At 59.9% G+C, this 18,719-nt stretch carries 18 protein-coding genes; all 18 read left to right on the forward strand.

Features of this window, described 5'->3' with window-relative positions:
* Positions 1-2 precede the first annotated feature (2 nt).
* The 18 genes from RWS31_RS07095 to pgeF all read left to right on the forward strand — a co-directional run bounded on the left by RWS31_RS07095 (position 3) and on the right by pgeF (position 18,705).
* A complete protein-coding gene (locus tag RWS31_RS07095) occupies positions 3-1,463 on the forward strand; it encodes a menaquinone biosynthesis decarboxylase (protein ID WP_314597062.1) in 1,461 nt (486 codons plus the stop codon).
* Positions 1,456-2,304 carry a 4-hydroxybenzoate octaprenyltransferase gene (locus tag RWS31_RS07100; protein ID WP_314597064.1) on the forward strand — a complete coding sequence of 283 codons (849 nt, stop codon included), beginning with the start codon at positions 1,456-1,458 and terminating at the stop codon, positions 2,302-2,304. The genes RWS31_RS07095 and RWS31_RS07100 overlap by 8 nt, the downstream gene beginning before the upstream one ends.
* Positions 2,305-2,318: 14 nt before the next feature.
* Complete coding sequence (gene folD / locus RWS31_RS07105) at positions 2,319-3,182, forward strand: bifunctional methylenetetrahydrofolate dehydrogenase/methenyltetrahydrofolate cyclohydrolase FolD (RefSeq protein ID WP_314597065.1); 864 nt, start codon at positions 2,319-2,321, stop codon at positions 3,180-3,182.
* Between the two features lie 12 nt (positions 3,183-3,194).
* Positions 3,195-4,862 (forward strand): formate--tetrahydrofolate ligase, encoded by a 1,668-nt coding sequence (locus RWS31_RS07110; RefSeq protein ID WP_314597067.1) that lies wholly within the window; start codon positions 3,195-3,197, stop codon positions 4,860-4,862.
* Positions 4,863-4,901: 39 nt separating this feature from the next.
* Entirely contained in the window at positions 4,902-5,222 is a 321-nt protein-coding gene (locus RWS31_RS07115) for a nucleotidyltransferase domain-containing protein (protein ID WP_314597069.1), read from the forward strand.
* On the forward strand, positions 5,209-5,610 hold the full coding sequence (locus RWS31_RS07120; RefSeq protein ID WP_314597071.1) for an HI0074 family nucleotidyltransferase substrate-binding subunit: 402 nt from the start codon (positions 5,209-5,211) through the stop codon (positions 5,608-5,610). Before RWS31_RS07115 ends, RWS31_RS07120 begins: the two co-directional genes overlap by 14 nt.
* Before the next feature lie 5 nt (positions 5,611-5,615).
* Positions 5,616-6,362: a methylenetetrahydrofolate reductase gene (locus RWS31_RS07125; RefSeq protein WP_314597073.1), complete on the forward strand. Its 747-nt coding sequence runs from the start codon at positions 5,616-5,618 to the stop codon at positions 6,360-6,362.
* A 54-nt stretch (positions 6,363-6,416) separates the two neighbouring features.
* Positions 6,417-7,259: a sulfide/dihydroorotate dehydrogenase-like FAD/NAD-binding protein gene (locus tag RWS31_RS07130; protein ID WP_314597075.1), complete on the forward strand. Its 843-nt coding sequence runs from the start codon at positions 6,417-6,419 to the stop codon at positions 7,257-7,259.
* Between the two features lies 1 nt (position 7,260).
* A complete protein-coding gene (gltA, locus tag RWS31_RS07135; protein WP_314597077.1) occupies positions 7,261-8,667 on the forward strand; it encodes an NADPH-dependent glutamate synthase in 1,407 nt (468 codons plus the stop codon).
* A gap of 114 nt (positions 8,668-8,781) precedes the next feature.
* Complete coding sequence (locus tag RWS31_RS07140; protein WP_314597079.1) at positions 8,782-9,342, forward strand: 3'-5' exonuclease; 561 nt, start codon at positions 8,782-8,784, stop codon at positions 9,340-9,342.
* 67 nt (positions 9,343-9,409) lie between these two features.
* Entirely contained in the window at positions 9,410-10,261 is an 852-nt protein-coding gene (locus tag RWS31_RS07145; RefSeq protein ID WP_314597080.1) for a pyridoxamine kinase, read from the forward strand.
* Between the two features lie 162 nt (positions 10,262-10,423).
* A complete protein-coding gene (gene rpsO, locus RWS31_RS07150; protein WP_006192940.1) occupies positions 10,424-10,690 on the forward strand; it encodes a 30S ribosomal protein S15 in 267 nt (88 codons plus the stop codon).
* Positions 10,691-10,799: 109 nt separating this feature from the next.
* Positions 10,800-12,869 carry a polyribonucleotide nucleotidyltransferase gene (locus RWS31_RS07155; protein WP_314597082.1) on the forward strand — a complete coding sequence of 690 codons (2,070 nt, stop codon included), beginning with the start codon at positions 10,800-10,802 and terminating at the stop codon, positions 12,867-12,869.
* Between the two features lie 168 nt (positions 12,870-13,037).
* Positions 13,038-13,835: a RodZ domain-containing protein gene (locus RWS31_RS07160; RefSeq protein WP_314597085.1), complete on the forward strand. Its 798-nt coding sequence runs from the start codon at positions 13,038-13,040 to the stop codon at positions 13,833-13,835.
* A 7-nt stretch (positions 13,836-13,842) separates the two neighbouring features.
* Positions 13,843-15,693: a YgiQ family radical SAM protein gene (locus RWS31_RS07165; protein ID WP_314597087.1), complete on the forward strand. Its 1,851-nt coding sequence runs from the start codon at positions 13,843-13,845 to the stop codon at positions 15,691-15,693.
* Positions 15,694-16,158, forward strand: a complete 465-nt coding sequence (gene nrdR, locus RWS31_RS07170; RefSeq protein ID WP_314597089.1) for a transcriptional regulator NrdR — start codon at positions 15,694-15,696, stop codon at positions 16,156-16,158.
* On the forward strand, positions 16,155-17,915 hold the full coding sequence (locus RWS31_RS07175) for a TIGR03960 family B12-binding radical SAM protein (RefSeq protein ID WP_314597091.1): 1,761 nt from the start codon (positions 16,155-16,157) through the stop codon (positions 17,913-17,915). Before nrdR ends, RWS31_RS07175 begins: the two co-directional genes overlap by 4 nt.
* Entirely contained in the window at positions 17,896-18,705 is an 810-nt protein-coding gene (gene pgeF / locus RWS31_RS07180) for a peptidoglycan editing factor PgeF (protein WP_314597093.1), read from the forward strand. The genes RWS31_RS07175 and pgeF overlap by 20 nt, the downstream gene beginning before the upstream one ends.
* Positions 18,706-18,719: the final 14 nt, after the last annotated feature.

Raw genomic sequence — 18,719 nt, forward strand, 5'->3', positions numbered from 1 at the left:
TCGTGGCTTTCAAGGATTTACGCGAGTTTATCGAGGAACTGGAATCGCGCGGGCTTTTGCGCCGCATCAAGACGGAGGTTGACGCCGAACTCGAAATCACCGAGATCACCGACCGTGTTTCCAAGATGGAGGGCGAGAAGAACGTCGCGCTGCTCTTCGAGAACGTCAAGGGCTACGACATGCCCGTGCTCATGAACGCTTTCGGCAGCATGGAACGCATGAGCATCGCTCTGGGCGTTGAGAGTCTTGACGAGATCGCCGATGATCTGCGCGATTTCATGCGTCTGCCGAAGATCTCGCTCGCGAACAAGATGGATCTCGTCACGCTCATCCCGAAGATGCGCAAGGCGGTGAACTTCCCCAAGTACGTCAAGAAAGCGCCGTGCCAGGAAGTCGTAGAGATGGACAATCCGTCGCTCGACATCTTGCCGATCTTGAAGTGCTGGCCCGAGGACGGCGGCCCCTTCATCACGCTGCCGCTCGTTTTTACGAAAAATCCCGAGACTGGCAAGCGCAACGTCGGCATGTATCGTCTGCAGAAGTACGACAAGAATACGACGGGCATGCACTGGCATATTCATAAAAACGGTGCGGAGAACTTCCGTGCGGCAAAGGAGCAGGGCAAGGACCGCATCGAGGTCGCTGTTGCCATTGGAACAGATCCCGTCCTCACGTATGCCGCGACGGCGCCCCTGCCGCGCGACATTGACGAGATGGTCTTCGCGGGCTTTCTGCGTCACAAGTCGGTCGAGCTTGTCAAGTGCAAGACGGTCGACATCGAGGTGCCGGCGACGAGCGAGATCGTTTTGGAGGGCTATGTGCTGGAAAGCGAACGTCGCCGCGAAGGGCCGTTCGGAGACCACACGGGCTATTATTCTCTGGCGGACGATTACCCCGTGTTTCACATCACCTGCATCACGCACCGCAAGAATCCGATTTATCCGGCGACGATCGTCGGCAAGCCGCCGATGGAGGACTGTTTCCTCGCGAAGGCGACGGAGCGCATCTTCCTGCCGCTCCTGCAGCAGATCGCGCCCGAGATCGTCGACATCAATATGCCGCTCGAAGGCGTGTTCCACGACTGCTGCGTCGTCTCCATCAAGAAGACGTACCCGATGCAGGCGCGCCGCGTCATGCATGCGATCTGGGGCATGGGGCAGATGATGTTCTGCAAGATGATCATCGTCGTCGACGCGCATGTGAACGTGCAGGACATGAAGGAAGTCTGGTGGCGCGTCTTCAACAACATCGACGCGAAATACGATCTTGAGATGGTCGAAGGGCCTCTCGATGTGCTCGATCACTCCTCGCCGATGGCGAAGTGGGGCACGAAACTCGGCATCGATGCGACGAAGTCGTGGCCGGAGGAAGGCCATACGCGCGAATGGCCGGACGAGATCGTCATGACGGACGAGGTCAAGGCGCGCGTCGATACGAAGTGGAGGGAACTCGGACTTGGCTAAACTCGGTGCGCACATCAACAACATCGCGCTCCATCATATCGTTTTCGCCCTACCGTTTGCTTACATGAGCGCATTTCTGGCGGCGGGAGGGATGCCGCCCGTGATGGATCTCGTCTGGATCACGGTCGCCATCGCAGGCGCGAGGAGTGCGGCGCTCGCCTTGGACAACCTCGCCGACTTGAAGTACGACAAGAAGCAGCCGCGGCTTGCCTCACGCGCCATGGTGCGCGGCGACTTGAAGCCGCGCGAGGCGAAGCTCTCGATCGTTTTTTATCTCATCGTCTGTATCTTGGCGGTGGCGCAGCTCAGACCAATCTGTCTTTGGCTTCTGCCCGTCGCTGTCGTGCCGTTCTTGATCTATCCGTATACGAAGCGCTTCACATTCCTGTGCCACTTGGTGCTGGGAATCGCCATCGCCATGGCGCCAGCGGGCAGCTGGGTCGCGGTGACGGGAGAGCTTCCTCTGCCCGCCGTCGTCCTCTGCGTCGCCGTGGCGCTCTGGATTGGCGCGTTCGATGCTGTCTACGGCTCACAGGATGAGGCGTTCGACCGCTCGGAGGGGCTTCACTCGCTGGCGACGCAGTTCACGGCGCACGGCGCGCTCGTCATCTGCCGCTTCGTGCATGCCGCGAGTATCGCGTGCTTCTATGGCCTCGGCATCCTCATGGAACTGCAGTGGCCGTACTTCATCGGTGTGGGCGTCGCGGCAGGGACGCTCGTCTATCAGCACCGCATCGTGAGTGCTGACGACTACAGCCGCGTCACGCAGCGCTACTTCATGCGCAACGGCATCGTTTCCATCGCCATGCTCATCTTTACCGTGGCGAGCTTGTACGTTTGATGGGGGAGTGAAATATGACAGCCCGATTGCTCGAAGGCAAGGTCTTTGCCCAAAAGATCAAGGACGAGGCGCGAGAGGAGGCGCTGGCTTTGCGCACCGTACTCGGCAGGATGCCGGGGCTTGCCGTCGTCATCGTCGGCGAAGATCCGGCGTCTGAGGTTTATGTGCGCAACAAGGAACGCGCGTGCGAGGCGCTCGGCTTTTTTTCCGCTCTGATCGCTTTGCCCGAAACGACGACGAAGGAGGATCTTCTCGCCGAGATCGACCGGCTCAATGCGAGTCGCCGCATCGACGGCATCCTCGTGCAGCTTCCTCTGCCCGCGCACCTCGCGAAGAGCGCGGCGGAGATCATCGAGCGCATCGACCCGAAAAAGGACGTCGACGGTTTCCATCCGATCAATATCGGCCGCCTCGTGGCGGGGGAAAAAGCGCTCGTGCCGTGCACGCCTGCAGGCTGCATGAAGATGCTCAAGCTCGCGGGGATTCCCGTCGCGGGCAAACGTGCCTGCGTCATCGGCAGGAGCAATATCGTGGGCAAGCCGATCAGCCATCTCTTGCTTGCAGAGAATGCGACGGTCACAGTCTGTCACTCGCGCACGGAAGATCTCGCCGCTGTCGCACGCGAGGCGGATATTCTCGTCGCTGCCGTCGGAAAGCCGCGCTTCGTGACGGCGGATATGGTGAAGCCCGGCGCGACGGTCATCGACGTCGGCATCAACCGTATCGCCGAGAAGAAGCTTGTCGGCGACGTCGATTTTGACGCCGTGAAGGAAGTCGCGGGTGCGATCACGCCCGTGCCCGGCGGCGTCGGACTCTTGACCATCGCCACGCTTATGGCGAACACGGTGCAGGCGGCGAAGATGCGAGTGGAAAAGTGAGGAGGAGCAGCCATGAAATCTGATGTGGAAATCGCGCAGGCGGCAAAGATGAAGCCGATCGAGGAGATTGCTTCGAAGATCGGCCTTGCGCCTGATGATTTGGAGCTTTACGGCAAATACAAGGCGAAGGTCACGCTTGACGCCTGGCAGCGCGTCAAGGACAGGCCGGACGGCAAGCTCATCCTCTGCACGGCGATCAATCCGACGCCGGCGGGCGAGGGTAAGACGACGACGAGCGTCGGGCTGGCCGATGCGCTTTCTCGCCGAGGCCGCAAGGCGGCGGCGGCTCTTCGTGAGCCGTCGATGGGGCCGTGCTTCGGCATGAAGGGCGGCGCGGCGGGCGGCGGCTATGCGCAGGTCGTGCCGATGGAGGACATCAACCTGCATTTCACCGGAGACTTTCATGCCATCACGACGGCGCACAACCTCCTCGCCGCCATCATCGACAACCATATCCAGCAGGGCAACGCGCTCGATCTCGACGTGCGCCGCATCACATGGAAGCGCGTCCTCGACCTCAACGACCGCGCACTGCGCCATGTCGTCATCGGCATGGGGGGCAAGGCGCACGGTGTACCGCGTGAGACGGGTTTCGATATCACGGTGGCGTCGGAGATGATGGCGATTCTCTGTCTCTCGCGCGACCTCATGGACATGAAGGAGCGTCTCGGACGCATCGTCATCGGTTACACGCGCTCGGGCAGAGCTGTGCGTGCCAATGAGCTCGGCGCGACGGGCGCACTGACGCTGCTCTTCAAGGACGCGATCAAGCCGAACCTCGTGCAGACGCTCGAAGGTACGCCCGTCTTCATCCACGGCGGTCCTTTTGCCAACATCGCGCACGGCTGCAACAGCATCATGGCGACGAAGTTCGCGTTGAAGTTTGCCGACGTCGTCGTGACGGAGGCGGGGTTCGGCGCCGACCTCGGTGCGGAGAAGTTCCTCGACATTAAGTGCCGATTTGCGGGGATTTCACCCGACGCCGTCGTCATCGTCGCGACGGTGCGTGCGCTCAAGATGCACGGCGGACTCCCCAAGAAGGAATTGGAGAGGGTTGACATGACGGCACTCAAAAAGGGCATGGCGAATCTCGCCAAGCACATCGAGAACGTGCAGAAGTTCGGTTTGCCCGCCGTCGTCGCCGTCAACGCCTTCCCGACCGATACGTCCGAAGAGCTTGATTTCGTGCGCCGCGAGTGCGAGGCGCTCGGCGCCGAGGTCGCTCTGTCCGAAGTTTGGGCGAAGGGCGGCGAGGGCGGCGAGGCGCTTGCCGAGAAGGTCGAGGCGGCGCTTCAAAAGAAGGCGGACTTTCGCTATATCTACGATGAGAAGGAGACGATTCCTGAAAAAATCGGCAAGATTGCGCGTGAGATTTACGGCGCGGCAGGCGTCGACTTCACGAAGGAAGCGCAAAGAGAGCTTGAGGAATTGGAAGCGCTGGGCTTCGACAAGATGCCCGTGTGCATGGCGAAGACGCAGTATTCGCTTTCCGACGATGCCGCGCTTCTCGGCAGGCCCGAGGGCTTTCGCATCACAGTGCGCGAGCTTCGCCTCGCGGCGGGCGCGGGTTTCGTCGTCGCCCTGACGGGCAGCATTCTTACGATGCCGGGGCTTCCCAAGCATCCGGCGGCGATGGATATGGACATCACGGAAGACGGCAGAATCACGGGATTGTTCTGAGGAAGCAAGGCGCTTGGAGCACAAGGGAAGGTCATGCGAATGAAAACGATGGCTGAGCCGCAACTTCGTTGGACGGTGCGCGAGGAAAGAATCTTCGCCCAGCTTCGGGAGCTGGCAAAGCGCTACGATGTAGGAAAACTGGTGCTTTTTGGCTCACGGGCGCGCAGGTTGCAAGCGGAGAAAAGTGATGTGGATATCGCCGTCTATGACTGTGCCGATTTTCGTGATTTCGCGTTTGATGTGGAGGAGAAAGTGGACACGCTGCTGACGTTTGACATCGTCAACATGAATGAATCGCCGTCGGCGGAGCTTGTCGCAGAGATTTTGCGCGATGGGGTGATCTTGTATGAAAAGATATAAAGAATTTTCCCGTCATCTGCATGTATTGGCGCAGGCTCCGCTGCAGGATTTGGAGAATGAGTTCATCATCAGCGGTATCATCGACAAGTTTTTCATTCAGTTTGAACTTGGCTGGAAGGTGCTGAAAGAGCTTCTGCGTTACGAGGGAAAGGCGACTGCCGCTTCGGGCTCGCCAAGGGAGATCATCAAGGCGGCATACCGCTACTTTGATTTTCTTGAGGAAGACGTGTGGCTCGACATGTTGCGCACGCGTAATGATTTGACGCATATCTATGACAGCGCGCGTGCAAGGGCTTTGGTGGCGGAGATTTTGACCCGCTTCATTCCGGCATTCGAGACGATGGATGCGGCTGTGCGAGAAGCGTATCCTTTAGAGTTGAGCAGGTGATTGATATGAGCAAAGTGTCGCTTGAACTTGTGCCGCGCGATGAAGCGGTGCTGCGTGAAGAACTCGCGCAGACGAAAAAATATGAGGGAAAGATCGATCTCATCAACGTCCCCGACCTCCTGCGACTTCCCGTGCGCAGTTGGGAGGGCGCGGCGATTGCGGGCGAGACTTTCCCCGCTGTGCCGCACATCCGCGCCATGGACATCGACATCACGAAGCCGCTGCCCATGGCGGAATACCTGCGCGAACATGCGATTCGAGAAGTCCTCGTCATCGAGGGAGATGCGCCGCAGAACATGGCGCACACAGTCTATCCGACGGAGAGCATCGACGTCATACGGAAGTTCCGCGAGGAAATGCCCGAGATTCGAGTCTTTGCGGGCATCGACCAGTATCGCGGCAGCATGAGGCAGGAAGATTACCGCATCCGCCGCAAACTGCAGGCGGGCGCTGTCGGCTTCTTCACACAGCCGTTTTTCGATCGCCGCTTCCTCGCGATGTATGCGGACATGCTCGAAGGCATCGAGGTTTACTGGGGGCTCTCGCCCGTGACCTCGCAGCGCTCTGAGAGCTATTGGGAGACGAAGAATCAGGTCGTGTTCCCGAAGGACTTCGAACCGACGCTTGCATGGAGCATCGCGTTCGCACGTGATGTTTTGGCAGAAGCGCGGGCAAAGGGCGAACACGTCTACCTCATGCCGATTCGCACGGGGATTGATGAGTATCTGGGCGGCATATTTGCCGAAGGATAGAGGGTGTGTCAGAAAACTGATTCTTTGTTTTTAATGCAGAGGAGGGGCATTGGAATGTACAGAATCTTAAAGAAGCAAGAGTTGTCACCGGGCATCCTTGAGTACGATATCGAGGCGCCCCGCGTGGCGAAGAAGGCTTTGCCGGGGCAGTTCATCGTCCTGCGCGTCAATGAGGAAGGCGAGCGTGTACCGCTGACGATCGCTGACTTCGACCGCGAAAAGGGAATCGTCACGATCCTCTTCCAGGTCGTCGGCGCATCGACTGAGCTTCTCGCCTCTCTCCAGGAGGGCGATTCTATTCTTGATTTCGTCGGCCCTCTGGGGCAGCCGTCGGAGCTTTCCAATCACATGGGAACCGTCGTTTTCGTCGGCGGCGGCATCGGCGTCGCGCCCGTCTATCCGATCGCACGCGCGGCGCATGAGCTTGGCAACAAGGTCATCTCGATTCTCGGTGCGAAGACGAAGGACATCCTCATCTTTGAAGAGCGCATGAGGGCGATTTCCGACGAGGTTCTGATCACAACGGACGATGGATCTTACGGCATCAAGGGGTTCGTCACGAACGCCATCGAAGAACTCGTGAAGCGCGGCGAGAAGATCGACCAGGTCACGGCGATCGGCCCGGGCGTCATGATGAAGAGCGTCGCCGAAGCCACGCGCCCCTACGGCATCAAGACCATCGTGAGCCTCAATCCCATCATGGTTGACGGTACGGGCATGTGCGGCGGCTGTCGCGTGCAGGTGGGCGAGGAGACGAAGTTCGCCTGCGTCGACGGCCCCGAGTTCGACGGTCATCTCGTCGATTTCCAGGGATTGATGGCGCGCGGCAGGATGTACCGCACGCAGGAAGCGAAGGAAAAGGATCACATCTGCAACATCGGCTTGGGGAGGAATTGACATGGCGTTGGTGCTGGAAAAACATAAGATGCCTGAGCAAGACCCGAAGGTTCGCGCCCACAACTTTGAAGAAGTGGCGTTGGGCTACGATGAGGAAACAGCGATCGCCGAAGCCGAGCGCTGTCTCAACTGCAAGGTGCCGCAGTGCCGCAAGGGCTGTCCCGTGTCCGTGCGCATCCCCGAGTTCATCCAGAAGATCAAGGCGCACGATTTTGCGGCGGCGCTCGACATCATCAAGGGCGACAATGCGCTGCCTGCCGTCTGCGGCCGCGTCTGTCCGCAGGAGAACCAGTGCGAGAAGCTCTGCATCCTCGGCAAGCGGGGCGAGCCTGTCGGCATCGGCAGACTTGAGCGCTTCGCGGCGGATTGGCAGCTCGCACAGGAAGAAGAGGTCAAGCCCGTCGAGTTCGCCCCGGACGCGCAGAAGGTCGCGATTATCGGCGCAGGTCCTGCGGGACTTTCGTGCGCCGGCGATCTCGCGAAAAAGGGTTACCGCGTGACGATCTTCGAGGCGCTGCATGTCGCGGGCGGCGTGCTCTCCTACGGCATCCCTGAGTTCCGCCTGCCGAAGGACGGCGTCGTGCAGAAGGAAGTCGAAAACCTCAGGAAGCTCGGCGTGACGATCGAGCTGAATTCCGTCGTCGGCAGGCTCTATACGATCGACGAACTCATGGAAGAAGAGGGCTTCGACGCTGTCTTCGTCGGCACGGGCGCGGGCTTGCCGCATTTCATGAACATCCCCGGTGAAAATCTCAACGGCGTCTATTCCGCCAACGAGTTCCTGACGCGCTGCAACCTCATGAAGGCGTACCGTTTCCCCGACTTTGCGACGCCGATTCACGTCGGCAGGGGCGTTGCCGTCGTCGGCGGCGGCAACGTCGCCATGGACGCAGCGCGCACGGCTCTGCGGCTCGGCGCGGAGAAAGTCTACATCGTCTACCGCCGCAGCGAGGAAGAACTGCCCGCAAGGCGCGAGGAAGTACACCATGCGAAGGAAGAGGGCATCGACTTCCGCTTGCTGAACAATCCCGTCGAAATCTTGGGCAACGAAGAGGGTTGGGTCAAGGCGATCCGCTGCATCAAGATGGAGCTTGGCGAGCCGGACGATTCGGGACGCCGCCGTCCCGTGCCCATCGAAGGCTCGGAGTTCGAGCTTCCCGTCGATACGGTCATCATGTCCATCGGCACGGGGCCGAATCCCATCGTCGCGACGACGACGCCCGGCATGGATACGACGAAGCGCGGCAACATCGTCGCTGACGAGGAGACGGGCGCTACGACGAAGGAAGGCGTGTTCGCGGGCGGCGACATAGTGACGGGCGCGGCGACCGTCATCCTGGCGATGGGCGCAGGCAAGAAGGCGGCCGCCGCCATCGACGAGTATCTGCAGAAGAAAAAGAACGCCTGAACTTCGAAGAAGACCGAAGCGGCAGGCGTGTCCGGGGGACGCGGGAGAGGCAGCGTCCCTCGGCGTGTGTACGGCGCGGCAGTGCCGCAGAAAGTGTTTTGCGAGGTGATCGCCATGATGAACTATATCGCGATTGATTTTGAAACGGCGACGGGCAGCATGAACTCCGCCTGCAGCGTGGCTACCGTAGAGGTGCGGGACGGACAGCTAAAGGAAGGATGGTCGACGCTCATCCAACCGCCCGGACTTCGCTTCGACAGCTTCAACATCGGCATCCACGGCATAAGCCCCAAAGATGTGGCAGATGCGCCGACCTTCGCCGAGGTATGGGAAGAGCTGAAGGAGCGCCTTGCTGGCAAGATTGTCGTCGCGCACAATGCGTCCTTCGACATGGGCGTGCTCAAGGCGTCGCTCCTTGCCAATCGCCTGCAGGCGCCGGATTTTAGCACATGCTGCACCGTGCGCATCGCACGCAAGGTCTGGCCTGGTCTTGACGATCACAAGCTCAACACCGTAGGCGCACACCTCAATATCAATTTCCGCCACCACCGCGCCTTGGATGATGCCAGAACGTGCGCCGCTATCCCGCTTTTCGCAGGCATGGAAACGGGCACCGACGATATAGAAGAGCTTGCGCAGAAAATCGGCGTAAGGATCGGCCATTTCGGCGCGTGAGACAAACATCCACCTGTCTGCTGCAGCTATGCAGCGGAAGCTTACCAATCGAAAAGAGGCTATAAAAATGGAAAGACAGAAGAGAGTCTTGGCGATTCATGATATTTCGGGCGTGGGGAAGTGCTCGCTGACGGTGGCCTTGCCGATCATATCGGCGGCGGGCGTCGAGTGCTCGGTGCTGCCGACGGCGGTCTTGTCGACGCATACGGGCGGCTTCACGGGCTTCACCTATCGTGACCTGACTGAGGACATCTCGCCGATGGTCGCGCATTGGCAGTCGCTTCGTCTGAAATTCGACGGCATCTACACGGGCTTTCTCGGATCTTTCGAGCAAATTAAGCTTGTCGGCGATGCTTTCTCCGCCTTGGCGGACAAGGATACGCTGCTCTTCGTCGACCCTGTGATGGCGGACGGCGGCAAGCTTTATTCCATTTTCGACGAGACATTCCCGCCGGCGATGAAGGGGCTTTGCTCCAAGGCGGACGTCATTCTGCCCAACATGACGGAGGCGGCGTTCATGCTCGGTGAGGACTACGCGGAAGGTCCCTACACGCGCGAGTATGTGGAAGGTCTGCTGCGCCGTCTGGCGAAGGCGATTCCCGTCAAGCATATCGTGCTGACGGGCGTCTATTTTGACGACAAGGAACTTGGCGCGGCGGTTTATGATGCGGCGGCGGACGATGTTTGCTATGTCCTCGGCAAGAATATTCCGGGCAGTTACCACGGTACGGGCGATGTGTTCGGCAGCGCCTTCGTTGGCGCGGCGGTCGGCGGCAAGCCGATCGCGGAGGCAGCACGTATCGCCGTCGACTATACGGTGGAGTGCATCGCCTGGACGAAGGAGGCGGGCACGGACATCCGCTACGGCGTCAACTTCGAGCGCTACCTTGGAGACTACAGCAGAAAACTCGGTCTTTGAGGCCGGATATATGCCGGAAGGTGCATGCCGAAGGCTTGCAAGGGCGAAGAAATTGTGCTATAATGCCATAGACGTTTTAAGTAATTCCACAGCTACGACACCGATTTCTCCGACGATGCCGTGGCTGCAGGAGAAAAGAGAGACGCTTAGGAGGGCTTATTCATGCTGACACAGGAAGCGAAGCAGAAGATTATCGAGGAAAATGCCGTACACGAAGGCGACACGGGTTCGCCCGAGGTGCAGATCGCGCTCTTGACGGCGCGTATCGTCTACCTCACGGAGCATCTGAAAGAGCACAAGAAGGATCACCATTCGAGACGCGGCCTTTTGAAGATGGTCGGTCATCGCAGGAGGCTTCTGAGCTACCTCTACAACAGTGACATCGAGCGCTATCGCGCGATTATCGCAAAACTGAACTTGAGGAAGTAAGAGAGAGGCGGGGATTTGTTCCCGCCTTTTTTTGCATGTGGCAAGGATAATGCGTTTTTTTGTCGAATAAGGTCATGAATCAAAGAGTGAAAATTTAGGAGGAACTCAAATGCAGAGTTTTGAAATGCAGGTTGGAGGCCGTCCGCTGATCATCGAGCACGGGAAGATGGCGAAGCAGGCGAACGGCTCCGTTCTTGTCCGTTACGGCGATACGGTGGTGCTCGTCGCGGCGACTGCGTCGGCAGAGCCGCGCGAGGGAATCGACTTCTTTCCGCTGACGGTTGACTTCGAAGAAAAGATGTACGCTGCCGGCAAGATTCCGGGCGGCTTCATCAAGCGCGAAGGCCGTCCGAGCGAATCGGCGATTCTTTGCAGCCGTCTCATCGACCGTCCGATCCGCCCGCTTTTTCCCGAGGGTTTCCGCAACGATGTGCAGATCATCGCTACGGTGCTCTGCGTCGACCAGGACAATGCTCCCGAGATCGCCGGCATGATCGGCGCTTCGTGCGCTCTTTGCGTCTCGGACATCCCGTTTGCTGGACCGATCGCAGGCGTCAAGGTCGGCCGCGTCGACGGCGAACTCGTCATCAATCCGACGGAGGCGCAGCGTGTAATTTCCGACTTGAATCTGACAGTTGCCGGCTCGCACGACGCCGTCATGATGGTCGAGGCGGGAGCGAATGAGCTCCCCGAGGAAGTCATCCTCGAAGCGATCCTCTTCGGACACAAGGAGATTCAGCGCATCGTCGAGTTCCAGCAGGAGATCGTCGCCGCCTGCGGCAAGGAGAAGCGCGAGGTCAAGCTCTTCCTCGCGCCAGAAGAACTCGATCGGGCGATTCGCGACTACGCTTCTTCGCGTCTCGACGAAGCTGTGCGCAATCCCGACAAGCTCGACCGCGACGAACATATCGCCGCCATCGGCGCGGAGGTTCTGGAGCATTTCCTCGCGGACTATCCCGAGAATGCCAAGGAGATCGCCGCCGTCACGCACAAGATCGTCAAGGAGAGCGTGCGCCGCATGATCACGCATGAGAAGATTCGTCCCGACGGGCGTGCGCTCGATGAGGTGCGCCCCGTGAGCTGCGAGGTCGGCCTTTTGCCGCGCACGCACGGCTCGGGGCTTTTCACGCGCGGACAGACGCAGGTACTTACGATCACGACGCTCGGCTCCGTCGGCGACGAGCAGATCATCGACGGTCTCGGTCCCGAGCAGTCGAAGCACTACATTCATCAGTACAACTTCCCCGGCTACAGCGTCGGCGAGGCGCGTCCCGCACGTGGCCCCGGCAGGCGTGAGATCGGTCACGGCGCTCTGGCGGAGCGTGCGCTCCTGCCCATGATTCCCTCGCTCGATGAGTTCCCCTATACGATCCGCCTCGTGTCGGAGGTCTTGGAGTCGAACGGCTCAAGCTCCATGGGAAGCGTCTGCGGCAGCACGCTCTCGCTGATGAACGCGGGCGTTCCGATCAAGCGTCCCGTGTCGGGCGTCGCCATGGGACTCGTCAAGGACGGTGACCACTATACGATCCTGACGGACATCCAGGGCATGGAGGACGCGCTCGGCGATATGGACTTCAAGGTCGCGGGCACGGAGAAGGGCGTGACGGCGATCCAGATGGACATCAAGATTGCCGGCATCACGCGCGACATTCTCCTTTCGGCGCTCTCGCAGGCGAAGCGCGGCCGCGCCTTCATCTTAGAGAAGATGCTCGCCGTCATCGACAAGCCAGCAGCCGATCTCTCACCCTATGCGCCGCGCGTCACGGTCATGAAAATCCATGTCGACAAGATCCGCGAGGTCATCGGCTCGGGCGGCAAGACGATCAAGAAGATCATCGACGAGACGGGGGCGCAGATCGACATCCAGGAGGACGGCACAATCTTCATCGCGGCGGCGGACGGCGAGGGCGCAAAGAAGGCGCAGCAGATTATCGAGGACATCGTGCGCGATGTGGAAGTCGGCGCTGTCTACAAGGGTAGAGTCACGCGCATCATGAACTTCGGTGCTTTCGTTGAAATCTTGCCGGGCAAGGAGGGGCTTTGCCACATCTCCCAGCTCGCGCGCCATCGCGTCGCTCAGGTCGAGGACGTCGTGCATGAAGGCGATGAGCTTGAAGTCAAGGTCGTCGAGATCGACAAGCAGGGACGTGTGAACCTCTCGCACAAGGTTCTTCTCTGATTATAGGAATCGAAGACTCGCGCTGCTTGTTGCGGCGCGAGTCTTTTATTGAGATTTAATTCCTATTCTTGCACCGCGTGCTTTTCGCGCTTATTGTCTTTTCTCTTCTATGACGGTATAATGGAATGGGAAGTTTTATTGGGGAGCTTTCGGAAAGGATGAATTTTGATGATAGGCGATCTTCTGCGCAGGGAACGCGAGAGGCAGAATTTATCGATCAAAGATATTGAAAAGGCTACGAGCATACGCGCTTTATATATAGATGCAATCGAGAAGGGCGAATACAAGACATTGCCCGGCGAGGTCTATGCGAAGGGATTTGTCCGCAATTATGCAAACTATTTGAAGCTTAATGCCAACGAGATCGTAAACGCTTTCAACGAAGAGATGCACCCGCAGGAAGAACTGCACGAGGCGGCGGAGTCTTCTTCTGCGGAAGAAGCGAGGCAGGTGCAGCCCGTGGAAAGGAACAGGGAAGAATACCGAGGGCCGAAGATCACCTCGCTTGAAAGTTATCCGATGGAGAAGAGCTCCCATGGCGTTCGCAACGCCTTGATGGTGGCGGTGGCCGTCTTCGCCGTCGCCTTGGTGGCGCTCATCGCCTTCGGCGGAGACGAAGAGCCGAGTGCTCCCGCACCGCGTGCAAAGACGCAGACGCAGCAGGGGCAGAAGCCGGGACAGAAGCAGACGGAGGCCGCGCCGAAGCCGGCAGCCGACGGTGTAGAGGTGAAGCTCAGTTTCACCGATCTCTGCTGGACAGAAGTCGTCGTTGACGGCAAGACGGAGTTCGAGGGGACGGCTGAAAAGGGCAAGGTCTTGACGCTCAAGGGTAAGGACAAGGTGCGCATCACGGCGGGCAATGCCGGAGCGCTCAACTATTCTCTGAATGGCAAGGATATGGGCGCGATCGGGCAGAAGGGCGAAGTGGTGGAGAAGACCTTTACCAAAGAGAATGCGGCGAAGTGATCGATCGATGGTTGGAAGCGTGAAGGATTTTTTGCCGATGAGCCGGACGGACATGGAGGCAAGAGGTTGGGACGAGCTTGATTTCATCTTCGTTTCGGGCGACGCCTATGTCGACCATCCGGGCTTCGGCACTGCGATCATCTGCCGCGTGCTCGAAGCGCACGGTTATCGCGTCGGCATCATTGCTCAGCCCGATTGGCACAGTGCGAAAGATTTTCGACGTTTAGGCAAGCCTCGGCTTGCCTTTCTTGTATCGAGCGGCAATCTCGATTCTGTTCTCGCACGCTTCACGGCGGCGAAGAAACTGCGTCGTCAGGATGCCTATTCGCCCGGCGGACGCATGAATTGCAGGCCTGAGCGCGCTGTCAGCGTCTATGTGAAGCGGCTGCGTGAGGCTTGGGGGGCGATTCCCGTCATCATCGGTGGCATCGAGGCGAGCCTGCGCCGCATGGCGCATTACGACTATTGGTGCGATGAGGTGCGCCCGTCCATCCTCTTAGAGAGCGGTGCCGATCTCCTGATCTACGGCATGGGAGAGAAACAGATCGTCGAAATTGCAGCCGAACTTCATGCGGGCGTCGCGATCGAGAACGTGCAGGATGTGCGCGGCACCTGCTACCGCGTGCCGAACCGCGACTATGTATGGGACTATGTGGAACTGCTGCCCTATGCGGCGGTCGCGAAGGACAAGGCGCAGTTTGCCGACGCCTTCCGCGTCGAATATCTGGAGCAGGACGCCCTGCGCGGGCGCAGGCTCATCCAGCAGAACGAAGAGATCTGCGTCGTGCAGAATCCTCCGGCGCTGCCCTTGACGACGGAAGAGATGGATGAGATCTACGAACTGCCGTATCGCTATACATGGCATCCCGTATACGACAAGGCGGGCGGCGTGCCCGCCATCGCCGAGGTCAAGTTCAGTCTCGTCAGCCAGAGGGGCTGCTTCGGCGGCTGTCATTTCTGCGCCATCGTGTCGCATCAGGGGCGCATCATCCAGCATAGGAGTAAGGAGTCCCTGCTGCGCGAGGCGAAGCGGCTCATCGCCCTGCCCGATTTCAAGGGCTATATCCACGATGTCGGCGGGCCGACGGCGAACTTCTATGAGCCGTCGTGCAGCGCCCAGCTCGTGCGCGGAACGTGCCGCGGCAGGGCATGCCTTTCACCCTTGTGCGAGAACCTGCGAGCCGATCACAGAGAATACTTGGCCATCCTAGAGAGCCTTCGCACACTGCCCGGCGTGAAGAAGGTCTTCATTCGCTCGGGCATTCGCTTCGACTACCTGCAGCAGGCGCACGATGATTTTCTGGAAGTTCTGTGCCGTCATCATATCAGCGGACAGCTGCGCATCGCGCCCGAGCATGTGTCGAGGCGCGTCACGCGACTCATGGGAAAGCCCGGAAAATCCGTGTACCTGCGCTTCGTCAAGGCGTTCGAGGAAATGAACCGAAAGCTCGGCAAGAAGCAGTACCTCGTGCCGTACTTCATGTCGAGCCACCCGGGCGCGCATATCGAAGACGCCGTCGAGCTTGCGGAGTTCATTCATGAGCGCGGCTACCATCCCGAGCAGGTGCAGGACTTCATCCCGACGCCCGGCACGCTTTCGACCTGCATGTACCACACGGGAATCAATCCTCTGACGGGTGAGAAGGTTTATACGGCGAAGAAGGCGGAGGAGAAGAGGATGCAACGCGCGCTTCTGCAGTATTGGCTGCCCGAGAACGACGCTATCGTGCGCAAGGCGCTGCATCTGGCGGGCAGGAGCGATCTCATCGGCTACGGGAAGAAGTGTCTGCTGCGTCCGAAGCGGCGCGAGACGGTAGAAAAAACGAGAAAAAAACGAAGGAAAGAGAAGGGGATATAGATGCGTTGCCCATTTTGCAAAGAGGAGGACAGCCGCGTCGTCGACTCGCGTGCTGCTGACGACGGCAATACCATTCGCCGGCGCAGGGAGTGCGCGTCGTGCGGCAAGCGCTTCACGACATACGAGACAGTGGAGAAGATTCCGCTGATGGTTATTAAAAATGACGGCAGGCGCGTCGTCTTCGACCGCAACAAGCTGCTGAACGGCCTCATACGCTCGTGCGACAAGCGCGACATTCCGACGGAGCGTATCGTCGCCCTGGCGGATGAGATCGAAAAGGAGCTTCGCAACACGATGGATCGCGAGGTCTACACGCGCGACATCGGCGAACTCGTGATGGAGAAGCTCAAGAACTTCGACGAGGTCGCCTACATCCGCTTCGCCTCGGTCTACCGCAAGTTTGCCGACATCAGCGGCTTCCGCGAGGAGTTGGAAGCGCTGCTCAGGGAGAAGAATCCGTCTTGAGCTGGAAGATCAAGCGGCGTCTGCGCGAGCAGTTGGAACACGAGCAGGGCTATTTTTCGTTTCCGACGGGCACGCGGCGCTCCTTCGCGCTCGTATACCCCAATTCCTACTTCGTCGGCATGTCGAACCTCGGGCTGCACATCATCTACGACCTGTTGAACCGACGCCCCGACACGGCGTGCGAGCGCTTCTTCCTGCCGAGCGACGAGGAACAGCGCGAGCATGAACGTACGGGCACGCCGCTTCTGAGTCTGGAGAACCAGCAGCCGCTCCATCGCTTCTCTTTGATCGGCTTTGCCGTCTCCTTCGAGATGGACTACTTCAACCTGCTGCGCATCCTGCAGCTTGGCAAGGTCAAACTTCTGGCGGCGGAGCGCGGTGAGCAGGACGCTATCGTCCTCGCGGGCGGGCCGTGCGCCACGTTCAACCCCGAGCCATTGAGCCTCTTCGTCGACGCCTTCGTCATCGGCGAGGGCGAGGTCATCATGCCGGCTCTGATGGACGCATACGACGCCGCCGTGCGGCAGGGTTTTTCGCGTGCCGAGCTTCTGCGCGCCCTCTCGAAGGTCGAGGGCGTCTACGTGCCATCGCTCTACGCGCACGACTACGATGCGTCGGGTCGCCTGTGCGCCATTCGTCCTGCGGCGGGCGCTCCTTCGCGCGTCACGCGCCAATGGGTGCGCGATCTCGACGAATTTCCCGCGCACACCGTCGTCGTCACCGACGATACGGAATTCAACCTTTACCTCATCGAAACGGCACGCGGTTGCGGCAGGCACTGTCGCTTCTGCATGGCGGGCTACTGCTTTCGACAGCCGCGCAACCGCTCGCTGAAGGTCTTGGAAAAGGAAGTCCAAGAGGCGAAGAAGTACGAGAAGCGCATCGGACTCATGGGAGCCGCCATCTCGGACTATCCCGAGATCGACGCTTTGTGCCGAGACATTCTGGAAGAAAATCTCGGCATGTCCGTCGCCTCCTTCCGCGCCGATTCCGTGACCGAGGAGCTTGTTGCCTCTCTTTCGAGGAGCGGGCTGCGCACGATCACGCTCGCCCCCGAGGCGGGCAGCGTGCGCATGAGGAAGATCATCAACAAGGGCATCGAGGAGGAGCATCTTTGCCATACGGTCGATCTTGCTCTGCAGGCGGGCATCCGCCAGTTCCGTCTCTACTTGATGATCGGCCTGCCCTACGAGGAGGAAGAAGACATCAAGGCCATCGTCGATATGACCGTGCGACTGCATGAGCATATCCGGGCGAAGAAGGAGCATGCGCAGATCACCTTGAGCATCAATCCGTTCATCCCCAAGCCGTTCACGCCCTTCCAGTGGCTGCCGATGGCGGACGAGAAATGGGTCAAGGATGCGATGAAGACGATCCGCAAGGGGCTGGCGCCCTACAGGAGCATCCGCATCATCGCCGAATCGCCCAAGAGCGCCTATGTGCAGGGCGTGCTCGCGCGCGGCGACCGCCGCGTCGCTCGCGCCCTGCACCGCGCCTTCCTCGCGGGCGGCGCGAAATCGTTCAAGCGTGCGCTGAAGGAAGAGGGACTTTCCTTTGCGGACTTTCTGCAAGTGCGGCACGCAGAAGATGCGGTATTCCCGTGGGATGCGCTCGACATGGGATTTCCCAAGCAATACCTCTACCGCGAGCTGCAGAGAGCGGCGGCGCTGCAATATACGAAACCTTGCTTTTCGGGATGCACACGCTGCGGCGTTTGTGATACAATGGAGGAGAGACATGTTTCAGCTCAGACATAGCGGCGGCCTTTGGCGCGGCTCGTTCTCGCTCTTTCCCGAAGAGGGGCTGGCGCACGGCATTTCCACACGCTTGGGCGGCGTCTCGAAGCCTCCGTTCGCCGCATTGAACATGGCGCTCCACGTCGGCGACTGTGCCGCGGACGTCTTGGAGAATCGCCGTCTCTTTGCTGAGGCTCTGGGGCTTGACGCTGCGCGGATCGTCACGCCGCGCCAGGTGCACGGCGATGAAGTGCGCCTTGTCTGCGCCAGCGATGCGGGCATGGGCGCGAGCCGCTATGACGAGTCCGTGCCCGCCTGCGACGCCCTGATGACGGCGGAGTCGGGACTGCCCTTGCTGCTGTGCTTTGCCGACTGCGTGCCGCTCCTCTTCTTCGACCCTGTGCGCCGTGTCATTGCCGCCGCTCATGCGGGCTGGAAGGGGACGGTCGCCGAGATCGGGCGAAAGACCGTGCAGCGCATGGGCGAGACGTTCGGCTCGCGCCCGCAGGACATCCTCGCGGGCATCGGCCCTTCCATCGGCGCGTGCTGTTTCGAGGTCGGCGAGGAGGTCGCGGCGGCTTTTCGCGCGGCATTTCCTGAAGCGCCCGAGCTTCTTTCGCACTCGCCCGAGGGGAAGTGGACGATCGACCTGTGGGCGGCCAACCGCCTGCAGCTCGAAGCGGCGGGACTCCTTCCCGCGCACATCGACAGTGCTGACGTATGCACGAAGTGCAATGCCGGACTCTTTTTTTCCTATCGCGAAGAGCACGGGACGACGGGACGCTTCGCCGCGTGGATCGCTTTGAAGTAGTTTGCAGGAGGTAA

Origin of the sequence: uncultured Selenomonas sp., from assembly GCF_963528755.1 — a bacterium.
In the GTDB taxonomy this organism is placed as follows: Bacteria; Bacillota; Negativicutes; order Selenomonadales; family Selenomonadaceae; genus Selenomonas.